This window comes from Streptosporangium sp. NPDC051023 (assembly GCF_040689595.1).
Classification (GTDB): Bacteria; Actinomycetota; Actinomycetes; order Streptosporangiales; family Streptosporangiaceae; genus Streptosporangium.
On record NZ_JBFBCE010000055.1, the window covers coordinates 14,496 to 26,899 of the forward strand.

8 protein-coding genes, 1 tRNA gene and 1 pseudogene are annotated in these 12,404 nt (G+C 68.9%); 5 read left to right on the forward strand and 5 right to left on the reverse strand.

The features are described from left to right. Positions 1-15 precede the first annotated feature (15 nt). Positions 16-1,833 (forward strand): ABC-F family ATP-binding cassette domain-containing protein, encoded by a 1,818-nt coding sequence (locus AB0395_RS30400; RefSeq protein ID WP_366286986.1) that lies wholly within the window; start codon positions 16-18, stop codon positions 1,831-1,833. Positions 1,834-1,950: 117 nt separating this feature from the next. On the opposite strand, the gene AB0395_RS30405 is transcribed toward AB0395_RS30400, so the two are convergent. Continuing rightward, a complete protein-coding gene (locus AB0395_RS30405) occupies positions 1,951-2,493 on the reverse strand; it encodes a MarR family transcriptional regulator (RefSeq protein ID WP_366286988.1) in 543 nt (180 codons plus the stop codon). 306 nt (positions 2,494-2,799) lie between these two features. On the opposite strand from AB0395_RS30405, the gene AB0395_RS30410 reads away from it, so the two are divergent. Together AB0395_RS30410 and AB0395_RS30415 are read left to right on the forward strand one after the other, a co-directional pair. After that, positions 2,800-3,576 (forward strand): trans-aconitate 2-methyltransferase, encoded by a 777-nt coding sequence (locus tag AB0395_RS30410; protein ID WP_366286990.1) that lies wholly within the window; start codon positions 2,800-2,802, stop codon positions 3,574-3,576. 156 nt (positions 3,577-3,732) lie between these two features. Beyond that, entirely contained in the window at positions 3,733-5,208 is a 1,476-nt protein-coding gene (locus tag AB0395_RS30415) for a CYTH and CHAD domain-containing protein (RefSeq protein WP_366286992.1), read from the forward strand. A gap of 12 nt (positions 5,209-5,220) precedes the next feature. Here AB0395_RS30415 and AB0395_RS30420 read toward each other — a convergent pair whose 3' ends face one another. The 4 genes and pseudogenes from AB0395_RS30420 to AB0395_RS30435 all read right to left on the reverse strand — a co-directional run bounded on the left by AB0395_RS30420 (position 5,221) and on the right by AB0395_RS30435 (position 10,345). After that, positions 5,221-6,099, reverse strand: a complete 879-nt coding sequence (locus AB0395_RS30420; protein ID WP_366286994.1) for an NUDIX hydrolase — start codon at positions 6,097-6,099, stop codon at positions 5,221-5,223. Beyond that, the gene (locus AB0395_RS30425) at positions 6,092-8,155 is read right to left on the reverse strand and encodes an RNA degradosome polyphosphate kinase (RefSeq protein ID WP_366286996.1); all 2,064 of its coding nucleotides are present in this window, start codon (positions 8,153-8,155) and stop codon (positions 6,092-6,094) included. The genes AB0395_RS30420 and AB0395_RS30425 overlap by 8 nt, the downstream gene beginning before the upstream one ends. A gap of 506 nt (positions 8,156-8,661) precedes the next feature. Beyond that, positions 8,662-9,225, reverse strand: a pseudogene (locus tag AB0395_RS30430) (TetR/AcrR family transcriptional regulator); the annotation flags it as partial. Between the two features lie 178 nt (positions 9,226-9,403). Then, complete coding sequence (locus AB0395_RS30435; RefSeq protein WP_366286998.1) at positions 9,404-10,345, reverse strand: acyl-CoA desaturase; 942 nt, start codon at positions 10,343-10,345, stop codon at positions 9,404-9,406. A 324-nt stretch (positions 10,346-10,669) separates the two neighbouring features. Here AB0395_RS30435 and AB0395_RS30440 point away from each other — a divergent pair. Next, a tRNA-Gln gene (locus AB0395_RS30440) sits at positions 10,670-10,741 on the forward strand. Between the two features lie 166 nt (positions 10,742-10,907). Further along, positions 10,908-12,359 (forward strand): bifunctional UDP-N-acetylglucosamine diphosphorylase/glucosamine-1-phosphate N-acetyltransferase GlmU, encoded by a 1,452-nt coding sequence (gene glmU / locus AB0395_RS30445; RefSeq protein WP_366287000.1) that lies wholly within the window; start codon positions 10,908-10,910, stop codon positions 12,357-12,359. The last annotated feature ends 45 nt before the right edge of the window (positions 12,360-12,404 follow it).

Sequence of the window (12,404 nt, forward strand, 5' to 3'; positions counted from 1 at the left end):
TACGCTTGTGTCGCGATGAATCTGGTCAATCTTGAGTCGGTCTCCCACTCCTACGGTCCCAAGCCGCTGCTCAGCGACGTCTCCCTCGGCATCGAGGCGGGTGACCGCATCGGCGTGGTCGGCCGCAACGGCGGTGGCAAGACCACGCTCATCTCGGTGATCGCCGGAAACCTCAAGCCGAACACCGGGCGGGTCACCCACAACCGGGGCCTCCACGTGGGTTCGCTGTCCCAGGGGGACGACCTCGACCCGGCGCGTTCCGTGCGGGACATCGTCCTCGGCGGCAGGCCCGAGCACGAGTGGGCGCGAGACGCGGGCGTCCGCGAGATCCTGGCGAGCCTGCTCGGCGACATCGACCTGACCGCGCTCGCCGGGAGCCTGTCCGGCGGTGAGCGGCGCCGTACGGCGCTGGCCAAGCTGCTCATCGACGAGCACGATCTGATCATTCTGGACGAGCCGACCAACCACCTGGACATCGAGGCCATCGACTGGCTGGCCAGGCACCTGTCGGGGCGCAGGACGGCGCTGCTGGTCGTGACCCATGACCGGTGGTTCCTGGACGCGGTCTCGACCAGGACCTGGGAGGTCGTCGACGGCGCCGTCGAGCGCTACGAGGGGGGATACGCCGCCTACGTGCTGGCCAAGGCCGAGCGCGCCCGGGTGGCCGCCGCCTCGGAGGCCCGCCGCCAGAATCTGATGCGTAAGGAGATCGCCTGGCTGCGCCGGGGCCCGCCCGCGCGCACCTCGAAGCCCAAGTTCCGCATCGAGGCGGCTCAGGCGCTGATCGCGGACGAGCCCCCGGCCAGGGAGACCGTCGAGCTGGTCAAGTTCGCCGCCGCCAGGCTCGGCCGTACGGTCTACGACCTCGAGGACGTCACCCTGCACGCGGGCGGTCCCGGGCAGGGGCCGCTGGTCCTTGACCGCTCGACCTGGCAGTTCGGCCCCGGTGACCGGGTCGGCCTGATCGGGGTCAACGGTTCCGGCAAGTCCTCGCTGCTGCGCCTGCTCGCCGACACGGTGCGGCCCGACTCGGGCAGGGTCGTGCGGGGCAAGACGGTCCGCCTCGCCCACCTGTCGCAGGAGCTGGCCGAGCTCGACCCGACGCGCCGGGTGCTGGAGACCGTCGAGGAGATCCGCAAGTTCATCCAGGTCGGCAAGAAGGAGTGGACCGCCTCCCAGCTGCTCGAACGCCTCGGCTTCAAGGGCGAGGCACAGTGGAAGGTGGTCGGCGACCTGTCGGGCGGCGAGCGCCGCCGCCTGCAGCTGCTGCGCCTGCTGATGGACGACCCCAACGTGCTGATGCTCGACGAGCCGACCAACGACCTCGACATCGAGACGCTGAACGAGCTGGAGGACCTGCTCGACGGCTGGCCCGGCACGCTGATCGTGGTCAGCCACGACCGCTACTTCCTCGAGCGGGTCTCCGACAGGACCGTGGCCCTGCTGGGCGACGGCAAACTGTCGATGCTCCCCGGCGGCGTCGACGAGTACCTGGAACGGCGCGCTTCGGGCGGGGCGCTGTCCGCCAGAGCCGCCTTCGGTACCGCTTCGGCCGCTCCCACGACTTCTGGCGGAGGTGCCGCGGCGGTGCCGTCGGCCGAGCCCGGCCTGTCCGCCAAGGAGGAGCGCGAGCTGCGCAAGGAGCTCTCCCGGCTCGAGCGCCAGCTCGACAAGCTGGGCGCCCGCGAGGCGAAGCTGCACGCCTCCATGGCGGACGCCGCGGCCGACTACGGCCGTCTGGCCTCCCTCGACGCCGAGCTCAAGGACATCGTCGCGGAGAAGGAGACCGTCGAGACCGAGTGGCTTGAGCTGGCCGACCGCCTCGGTGAGTGAGCACCGTCGTCTCCGAGGCGGCCGGACACCGCTTCCGAGACGGGCGGGCATCTTTTTCCGGAGCGAGTGGACATCGTCGCGCCGATCGGTTTATCCCCTTCAGCGGGGGCAGAGGGGTCAGTGCGCTCCGGTGTCGGTCGCGTCAAAAGGGACGAGTAGCGTGCGCAGCAGGTCCGAAAGGGCCTGCTGTTCATGCTTTCCGAGACCGGCCAGCAACTCGCGTTCGCGGCGGAGCAGATCGGCGAACGCGCCGTCGACCCGCACCCGCCCCGCTTCCGTCAGGGAGACCAGCACCCCGCGCCTGTCCTCGGGGTCGGGGCGGCGCCGTACCAGCCCGGCGGCGGCAAGTCTGTCGATTCGGTTGGTCATGGTCCCCGACGTCACCAGGGTCGCTCTCAGCAGGGCTCCCGGGCTCAGCTCGTACGGCTCGCCCGACCGGCGTAGCGCGGTGAGGACGTCGAACTCCCAGGTCTCCAGGTCATGCTCGGCGAAGGCCGCCCGGCGGGCACGGTCCAAATGGCGGGCGAGCCGGGAGACCCGGCTCAGCACCTGGAGCGGTTCGACGTCGAGGTCGGGCCGTTCCAGGTGCCAGGCGGCGACCAGCCGGTCCACCTCGTCGATAGGCTGTCCGGCATCGCGGCCCGCGTGGTGCAGGGTCATGTGACGAGTCTATCTGTCTTGACGTCGAGATAATTGTGTCGCTTTGTCGGGCTGTGTTGTTTGCCCGGAGGCTCGGCTGCCCTTCGAGTCGGTGTCTTCCCTCGTCGTTCAGTCGCTCCCGCACTCCTCAGTCCAGCCACCCTCGGCACCCGAGCGAGTCCAGGCATCGACGGTGGCTGGGTGACCACAGACGTTGATGGCGTCCGAGTGGGTACAGACACCGACGATATCTGAGGGAGTTTGGGCAACCACGCGGCCTCGCTGGGCGACATAATCTCGCGAAAAGCGATCTCGTGGGAGTGGGCGATGTCAGGAGACATGTGGGATCCGGCGATCTACGGCCGGTATGCCGACGAGCGGTCGCGGCCTTTCTTCGATCTCGTCGCCAGGGTGGACGCGGAGCGTCCGCGCCGGGTGGTCGACGCGGGCTGTGGCACCGGTGATCTCACCGCCGAGCTGGCCAGGCGCTGGCCGAGGGCGGAGGTGCACGGCTTCGACTCCTCGCCCGCGATGATCGCCGGGGCTCCGGCGGGTGGCAGGCTGACCTTCTCCGTCGAGGACGTCGCGCGATGGTGTCCCAGGAGCCCGGTCGACGTGATCGTGTCGAACGCCGTCCTGCAGTGGGTGCCCGAGCATCGCGAGGTGCTGCGGCGCTGGGCCGGGACGCTCGCCACCGACGGCTGGCTCGCCTTCCAGGTTCCCGGCAACTTCGGCGCGCCCAGTCACGCGCTGGTCCGTGAGCTGTGCCGTACGAAGTGGCGTGACCGGCTCGCCGACCTGGTCAGGGAGGCGCCGGTCGGCGATCCCGCCGAGTATCACGACCTGCTGGCAGGGGCGGGCTGCCAGGTCGACGCCTGGGAGACCACCTACCTGCACGTGCTCACCGGCGAGGACACCGTGCTCCGGTGGGTCTCGGGCACCTCGCTGCGCCCCATGCTCGACCGGCTGACCCCCGAGGAGGCGGAGGACTTCCTCTGTGACTGCGCCGCCCTGCTGGACGAGGCCTATCCCCGCGGCCCCCACGGCACGCTGTTCCCCTTTCGGAGGATCTTCGTGGTGGCTCAAAAAGTGATCAGTAGATGAACGTGAAGTGAATGTGAGGTGTCGCGATAATGAAGGTGATGTTGCTGTTGGGTGGCTGGTTGCAGGTCAATCGTCCGGATTTTCTGGACGAATAACCGGTCATCAATAAATACTGCATGTACGTGGTAGATATCTGGGCAAATCAGGGGATGGCCTGTGGCTATAGAGATAGAGGACAAGTTCGACGTCCCGGCGGACTACGAGCTTCCGGAACTGGCCGACCTGCCGGGGTGCGCGGAGGCCGTCGGCCCCAAGACCCACCAGCTCGTCGCGCTCTACTTCGACACCCCTGACCTGAGGCTCGCGGCCAGGGGCATCACCCTGCGCCGGCGCAGGGGCGGGACCGATCCAGGCTGGCACCTCAAGCTCCCCAAGGCCAAGGGCGTCCGGCAGGAGATCGTCCACCCGCTCACCCGCAGTGCCCGGATCGTTCCCCAGGAGCTGGCGAGTCTCGTGCTCGCCTACACCAGGGGAGCCCCGCTCGCCCCCGTCGCCGAGCTCGACACCCGCCGTTCGGTGGTCCAGCTGGTCAGCGGCGCGGGCATCCGGCTGGTCGAGATCGCCGACGACCGGGTCAAGGGCACCGTGCTCGGTGACCAGCCGCACGTCGAGCGCTGGCGTGAGGTCGAGGCGGAGCTGATCGAGGGCGAGGAGAAGCTGCTCGGCAAGGTCGGCAAGCGCCTGGTGAAGGCGGGCGCGGCCCCCGCGGAGTCGGCCAGCAAGCTGTCCCGCCTGCTCAACACCGCCGTCTCCGTCCCCGAGATCGGGCTTGCCCCGACCAAGGCGGGGTCCGCGGGAGAGGTCGTCGTCGGCTACCTCGCCTCCCAGGTGGCCACGCTCCTCGCCCAGGACCCCCGGGTACGGCGCGCGGAGGAGGACGCCGTCCACCAGATGCGCGTCGCCTCGCGGCGGCTCCGCAGCGCGCTGAAGTCCTTCAAGACGATCGTCGAGGGAACCGAGGCCGTCCAGGAGGAGCTCAAGTGGCTGGCCGGGGTGCTCGGCGAGGCCCGTGACCTCGAGGTCATCCGGGAGCGGTTCGCCCACAGGCTCGACACCCTCGACCCCGTGCTGATCGTCGGCCCGGTCAGGACGCGCCTCAGCTCCGACCTGCTGGACGCCGAGCACGAGGCCTATGACCGGATCAGGGAGACACTCGGCGGGGAGCGTTACTTCGCCCTGCTCGACGCCCTGGACGACCTGGTTGCGACCCCCGTGCTCACCAAGGCCGCGAAGAAGCCCGCCGAAACCCTCGACGCCGTCGCCGCCAAGGGCTGGCGCCGGGTCACCAGGGCGTACGCCGCGGCCCAGGCCGTCGAGGGGGCCGATCGCGAGATCGCCATGCACGACGTGCGCAAGGCCGCGAAGCGGGCCCGGTACACCGCCGAGGTGCTCGGCATGGGCAAGCTGGCCAAGCGGGCGGAGGCCGTACAGGAGGTGCTGGGCACCCACCAGGACGGCGTCGTCGCCCAGGAACGGCTGGCGGCCGAGGCGGCGAACGCCCGCCTCGCCGGGGAGGACACCTTCACGTACGGCGTGCTGACCGGACTGGAGCGGGCGAGCGCGGAGCGGGCCTGGGACGAGTTCCCGGGGGTCTGGGCCGAGACCTCGACGGCGGTCGAGACGCTGTTGTGAGCCGTGCCCGGGTCAGGTGATGTAGCGGTCCACGCCGACGATCCTGCCGTCGGCGTGGTGCAGCACCGTGAACGCGCCCTTGCGCAGCTGCACGTCCCCGGGCCGGTCGATGATTCCGGCGATCAGCTCGGGCAGCACCTTGCCATGGCTGCACAGCACCGTGGGCCGCTCGGAGGCCAGCGCCTTCGAGACCAGCCGCAGCGCGGCCCTCGGGTCGTGGTAGGTCTCAGACAGCAGCCGTTCCTGGCGGATCTCCAGTCCCGTGCTCTCCGCGTACGGTTCGAGGGTCTGCACGCACCGCTTGCTCGTCGAGCTGATCAGCTCGACGGGGCGGTAGGCCGCCAGCGCGTCCGCGAGGACCTCGGCCTGCAGTCTGCCGACCTCGTCCAGCGGGCGCTCGTCGTCGTCGCCCTCCCACTCCTGGCGTGACCCCGCCATGCCGTGCCGGACCAGGACGAGCGGGGTGGTCGCCAGCGGCACCGCGGTGAGCGCGCGCAGCAGACCCGCGTCCCACTCGTAGGTGAGGCGGCGCCTGGCCTCCTTCAGCGGCAGCCAGACCACCTCGTCCACTTCCTCGACGTCGGTGTAGCGCTCCCCGGAGACCACCCTGGCCGCCCAGTAGTCGACGCGCTTGAGCCGCTTGCCCTTCAGGTAGTGGATCGGCGGCAGCGAGCGGCCGAGCATCGCGGTGATCCCGGTCTCCTCGGCGACCTCGCGCAGGGCTCCGGCGATGACGTGTTCGCCCGGCTTGAGCTTTCCCTTCGGGAAGGTCCAGTCGTCGTACTTCGGCCGGTGGACGAGTGCCACCTCTGGTGCCGTCTCCGTCCCCCGCCACACGACCGCCCCTGCGGCGCGGATCATGTCAGTCGGGTGGACGTCCAGCTCAGTCATCGATCGTCCTCCACCGCCGAGTGCTGATCAGATGGTTCTGCAGGTCCTCGCCGGGATGCCGGGCCCAGCTCCCGTCCGCGTTGAGCCACCAGGTGGAGGTCTGCTCCGACATCGCCCTGTCGAGGAGGGCGCTGAGGTAGACCCGCTGCTGCTGGCTGGTGACTTTGACCAGCGCCTCGACGCGGCGCTCCAGGTTGCGCCGCATCAGGTCGGCGCTGCCGATCCAGATCTCCGGCCTGCGGCCGTGGCCGAACTCGTAGATCCGGGAGTGCTCAAGGAAGCGGCCGAGCACGCTTCTGACCCGGATGTTCTCGGAGAGACCGGGGATCCCGGGGCGGAGCGTGCACACCCCGCGCACCCACAGGTCGACCGGGACACCCGCCTGGGAGGCCTGGTAGAGGGCGTCGATGACCAGCTCGTCGACCAGGGAGTTCGTCTTCATCCTGATGCTGGCGGGGCGGCCCGCCTCCTGGTGGGAGATCTCCCGCTCGATCCTGGCGACCAGCCCGCCGCGCAGCGAGTGCGGGGCGACCAGCAGCCGCCGGTAGGCCGAGTGGTTGGAGTATCCCGTCAGGTGGATGAACAGATCGGTGACGTCCTCGCCGACCAGCGGGTCGGCGGTGAGCAGGCCCAGGTCCTCGTAGTGCCTGGCGGTCTTCGGGTTGTAGTTGCCGGTGCCGATGTGGCAGTAGCTGCGCAGCTCGCCGGAGGGCTCCTGCCGTACGACGAGGGCGAGTTTGCAGTGCGTCTTCAGCCCGACGACCCCGTAGACCACGTGGCATCCGGCCCGCTCCAGCTTGCGCGCCCAGGTGATGTTGGCGTGCTCGTCGAACCTCGCCTTGATCTCCACGACCACGACGACCTGCTTGCCCGCCTCCGCCGCGTCGATCAGCGCGTCCACGATCGGGGAGTCGCCGCTGGTCCGGTAGAGCGTCTGCTTGATGGCCAACACGTTCGGGTCGGCCGCCGCCTGCTCGATGAAGCGCTGCACGCTCGTGGAGAACGAGTCGTACGGGTGGTGCAGCAGCACGTCCCGCTCACGGAGCACCGCGAAGATGTCGTCCTCGACGTGGACGACCTCGGCGGGGACGAACGGGCGGAAGCCGAGCTCGCCTCGGTCCAGATCGGCGATCGCGTGCAGCCCGGTCAGGTCAAGCGGGCCGGGCAGCCGGTAGATCTCGTGCTGGGCCACGCCGAGCTCGTCGACCAGCAGGTCGAGCACCTCGGGGGTGATGGTGTCCTCGACCTCGAGGCGCACCGGCGGCCCGAAGCGGCGCTTGAGCAGCTCCCGCTCCAGCGCCTGCATGAGGTTCTCCGTGACGTCCTCGTCCACGTCCAGGTCCTCGTTGCGGGTCACCCTGAAGACGTGGTGTTCCACGACCTCCATGCCCTTGAAGAGCTGGCCCAGGTGGGCGGCGATCACATCCTCGAGCGGGACGAAGCGGTCCTTCGACGCCGCGACGAACCGGGGGAGCTGGCTCGGCACCTTGACCCGCGCGAACACGGTGTTGCCGCTTGTGGGGTTGCGGACGGTAACGGCAAGGTTGAGCGAGAGACCTGAAATGTAGGGAAAAGGATGGGCGGGGTCGACCGCCAACGGCGTCAGGACGGGCCGAATCCGCTCCCGGAACAGCTTGCGCATCTCGGTGCGCTCGTCGCGGCCGAGGTCGTCCCAGCGCACGATCTCGATGCCCTCGGAGGCGAGCTCCGGGCGCAGCTTCTCGTGGAAGCAGATGGAGTGCCGCTGCGCGAGGCCGTCAGCGATCGCGGCGATCCTGGCCAGCTCCTCGCGGGGCTTCAGTCCGCTCTTGGTGCGAAGCAGCAGGCCGGTGGCCATCCGCCGCTTGAGGCCTGCCACCCGCACCCGGAAGAACTCGTCCAGGTTGCTGGCGAAGATCGCCAGGAACCTGACCCGCTCCAGCAACGGCAGGGAGGGATCTTCGGCAAGCTCCAGAACCCGCTGGTTGAACTGTAACCAGCTCTCCTCACGGTTGAGGAAGCGTTCTTGTGGAAGGGGCAATCCTTCGGAGGTGGGATGCGCGGATTCGGCGGACATATGACCAGAATGCCCGCTTTGATTGAACGGAACGTTAATTTAGGATCAACGGCTGCTGTTGCTTACTCGCTAGGTTCAAGTTTTCCTCGATCCTCGGCGGCGCTCCCGGCCGGTGTGGTCTGCCTCGTGGCCTCCCTGCCGCCCGTTCTGGCCTCCCTGGCGCGGAGTTTCTCCTGCTCCTTCAGCTCGCGCTCGTGGATCTTCTCCTGCTCCTTGAGTAACCGCTCCCGCTCGCGTTGCTCCCGCTCCCGCGCCTTCTCCTGGTCGCGTAGCTCCCGCAGCCGTGCCTTCTCCTGGTCTCGCGCGAGCTTCTCCGCGTCACGCTGCTCGCGCTCGCGGATCTTCTCCTGCTCCTTCAGCTCCCGTTCACGCGCCTTCTCCTGGTCGCGCAGCGCCCTGGCGGTCGGGGGTGAGGGAGAGGACTGCGCCTGGACCGGGGAGGGCGCGGGGGGCTGCGGCTGCCGCTGCTCCACAGTGTGGGAGGAGGTCAGACGGGGGTTCGGGGCCAGACCGGTCAGGCCGTTCCACGCCAGGTTGACCAGATGCGCGGCCACCTCCTCGCGCGAGGGCCTGCGCACGTCCAGCCACCACTGGCCGGTCAACGCCACCATGCCGACCAGCATCTGCGCGTACATGGGCGCCAGCTTCGGGTCGTAGCCCCGCTCAGCGAACTGGTCGACCATTACGTCCTCGACCTGGCTGGCGATGTCGTTGATCAGGCTGGCGAACGTGCCCGTCCCCGAGGCCGCGTGGGAGTCGCGGACCAGGATGCGGAAGCCCTCGCTGTTCTCCTCGACGTAGGCCAGCAGCGCCAGCGCTGCCCGCTCCAGCTTGATCAGCGCGTGAGAGGCGGACAGCGCCTCCGTCACCATGCCGAGCAGTTTCTGCATCTCGCGGTCGACGACGACCGCGTAGACGCCCTCCTTGCCGCCGAAGTGCTCGTAGACCACCGGTTTCGAGACGTTGGCAGTCGCCGCGATCTCCTCGACCGAGGTGCCGTCGAACCCTTTCTCCGCGAACAGGGTCCGGCTGATCTGGATCAGCTGCTCCCGGCGTTCCTTGCCTGACATGCGTCGTCGAGGTTCGCTCACGTCTCTAATAATGGCGCTCCCCGGTCGCGAAAGGGGAACCGCGCTGTTGACCGCCTTGGCGACCGCCTCGGCACGGGAGGGCCGGCCGACGGCGTTGCCTGAGGTGCCGGGGGGTGTCGCGACGATCTGGGCCGCCGAGGCGGCCCCCGGGGAACTGTCAGGCGGCAATGCGCTTCGCCGCCAGGCGCTCAGGCGTCGGCCAGCGGACGTCGTGGGCCCAGCCCGCCTTCTCGAACCAGCGGATGACGCCCGCGCTGAGGTCGATCTGGCCCTTGAGCGCGCCGTGCCTGGCACACGTCGGGTCGGAGTGGTGCAGGTTGTGCCAGGACTCGCCGAACGACGGGATGGCCAGCCACCACACGTTGCGCGACTTGTCGCGCGACTCGAAGACCTCCTCGCCGAAGACGTGGCAGATGGAGTTGATCGACCAGGTCACGTGGTGCAGCAGCCCGATCCTGACCAGCGTGCCCCAGAAGAAGCCGGTGGCCACGCCCCACCACGACCAGGTCAGCAGGCCGCCCAGCACCGCGGGCAGCACCATCGAGGTGATCGCCATCACGGGGAAGAACTTGTGCAGCTTGATGATGTCAGGGTCCTTGACGAGGTCGGGGGCGTACTTCTCCCGGTTCGCCCTGTCCGTCTCGAAGAGCCAGCCCATGTGCGCCCAGAGCAGACCCTTGGTCAGCGGGAGGAAACCGCTGCCGAACCGCCACGGCGAGTGCGGGTCGCCCTCCTTGTCGGAGAACTTGTGGTGCTTGCGATGGGTCGCGACCCAGTCAAGCACCGACATCTCCAGCGAGAGGCTGCCCGCGATGCCCAGCGCGATCTTCAGCGGGCGCTTGGCCTTGAAGGAGCCGTGGGTGAAGTGGCGGTGCAGGCCGACGGTCACGCCCAGCCCGGAGACCATGTAGAACACGAAGGCGATCGCGATGTCGGCCCAGCCGAGCCCCCAGCCCCAGGCGAACGGGACGGCGGCGATCAGCGCGATCAGCGGGGCGGCCACGACCACTCCGAAGGTGATGAGCTCGGGCGTGGTCTTCGGCTCGGGGTCTACGTCTGGTTTCGGGCCTTGAGCAGCGCGTTCTTCGATGACGGTCATGCACTACCTCACGGGAGCTCGGGAAGGAGGTGGGCTTTTGTCTGGCTACGCAACCGTAACCTACGCCATCGTAAGTTAGGAATCCCTAAGTGCCTAATGTGGGGAAGCTGACTCTTGGCGGCCGGTCCCCTGGGGGGTTAATGACTTGTGTACCACCCGCCCGACCTGCTATGCGACATCTTCGGTGCGGCGCGCCCGTGGTCGTGTCCCCGATCGGGTCGTCCCCGTGTCCGATGAGGTCTCCAAACGAGGCGCGTTTGATATCAAGGGGTCGGTATCGTAGGGGAGCCGGGCGTTCGGGTTGGACCCGAGTCGCCGGGCTGATCCGGCATTGGGTAATTGGCAGCCCGCAAGGTTTTGGTCCTTGTTGTCCAGGTTCGAGTCCTGGTGCCGGAGCTGTCTGTTATGTCCGGTTTGGCAACTCGGCTGGTCGGCTGGGTGGATTAGCAGACGGGAAGGTATCCTCACGTTGTCGAGTGGATGACGGGACGGTTCCCAGGCGGTAGCCATACGTCATCCCGCTTCGTCATGTCTCAGCCGCGACGCCGAGGGAGCCTCGTCCGTGAGTGTGCCGCGCCCGGCCGCCGTCATCGTCCTCGCCGCAGGTGAGGGCACCCGGATGAAATCGAAAACGCCCAAGATCCTGCACGAGCTGTGCGGCCGCACCCTGGTCGACCACATGCTCACAGCCGCCCGAGGTCTCGAACCCGGGCGGCTCATTGTTGTCATCGGCCATGAGCGAGATCGGGTCGAGGCCCACCTGTCGGGAAGCAGCCCCGACGCGCTGGCCGTCGTACAGGCCGAGCAGAAAGGAACCGGTCACGCGGTCAGGGTCGTGCTGGAGGCGGTCGGCACGATCGAGGGCACCGTCCTGGTGACGTACGGCGACACCCCGCTGCTGCGCACCGAGACCCTCGCCGCGCTCCTGGAGCGGCACCGCGCCGACGGCAACGCCGTCACCGTCCTGACCGCCGAGGTTCCCGACCCGTACGGCTACGGCCGGATCGTGCGCGACACCACTGGAGCGGTCCTGCAGATCGTCGAGGAGAAGGACGCGAGCCCCCAGCAGCGGGCGATCAGGGAGATGAACTCCGGCGTCTACGCCTTCGACGGGGCGCTGCTGGCCGACGCGGTCAAGCGGGTCTCCACCTCCAACGCCCAGGGTGAGGAATACCTCACCGACGTCCTGTCCATCCTGCGGGAGGACGGCCACCGGGTCGGCGCGCACGTCGCCGCCGACCACGTCGAGGTCGAGGGCGTCAACGACAGGGTGCAGCTCGCCTTCGCCCGCAAGGTGCTCAACTCCCGGCTGCTCGAGGCCCACATGCGCGCGGGGGTCACCGTGATCGACCCCGCCAGCACCTGGGTCGACGTGGACGTGATCCTGGAGCCGGACGCGGTCATCCATCCTGGCACCCAGCTGCACGGCCGTACGGCGGTCGCGGAGGGGGCCGAGGTCGGCCCGGCCTCGACGCTGACCGACACGGTCGTCGGTGAGCGGGCGGTGGTCCGCAACGCGGTCTGTGTCGAGGCGGAGATCGGCCCGGAGGCGATGGTCGGGCCGTACGCCTACCTGCGCCCGGGCACCGTGCTCGCCCGCAAGGCCAAGGCGGGAACCTACGTCGAGATGAAGAACGCGAAGGTCGGTGAGGGCGCGAAGGTGCCGCACCTCACCTACGCCGGGGACGCGGTCATCGGCGCGGGGGCGAACATCGGCGCCTCAACGATCTTCGTCAACTACGACGGGGTCAACAAGCACCAGACGACGGTCGGCGAGCACGCCTTCGTCGGGTGCGACACCATGCTCGTCGCGCCGGTGAACATCGGCGACGGCGCTTACACTGCCGCGGGCTCGGTCATCGCCGGAGACGTCCCCCCAGGGGCGATCGGGGTGGCCCGCGGGCGGCAGCGCAACATTGAAGGGTGGGTCGCGCGCAAGCGCGCGGGCACCAAGTCGGCCGACGCCGCGCTGCGCGCCGCCGAGGCCGAAAATCAGCAGGGGAGCAAGACGTGAGCGAGCGAAGCAAGCGGGCCATCAGGCGTAGCGGCGTCGCTAATG

Bases quoted from the DNA above. Each gene is read 5' to 3' on its own strand.
- AB0395_RS30400 (WP_366286986.1), top strand. From the start codon at position 16: ATGAATCTGGTCAATCTTGAGTCGGTCTCCCACTCCTACGGTCCCAAG.
- AB0395_RS30405 (WP_366286988.1), bottom strand. From the start codon at position 2,493: ATGACCCTGCACCACGCGGGCCGCGATGCCGGACAGCCTATCGACGAG.
- AB0395_RS30410 (WP_366286990.1), top strand. From the start codon at position 2,800: ATGTCAGGAGACATGTGGGATCCGGCGATCTACGGCCGGTATGCCGAC.
- AB0395_RS30420 (WP_366286994.1), bottom strand. From the start codon at position 6,099: ATGACTGAGCTGGACGTCCACCCGACTGACATGATCCGCGCCGCAGGG.
- AB0395_RS30425 (WP_366286996.1), bottom strand. From the start codon at position 8,155: ATGTCCGCCGAATCCGCGCATCCCACCTCCGAAGGATTGCCCCTTCCA.
- AB0395_RS30435 (WP_366286998.1), bottom strand. From the start codon at position 10,345: ATGACCGTCATCGAAGAACGCGCTGCTCAAGGCCCGAAACCAGACGTA.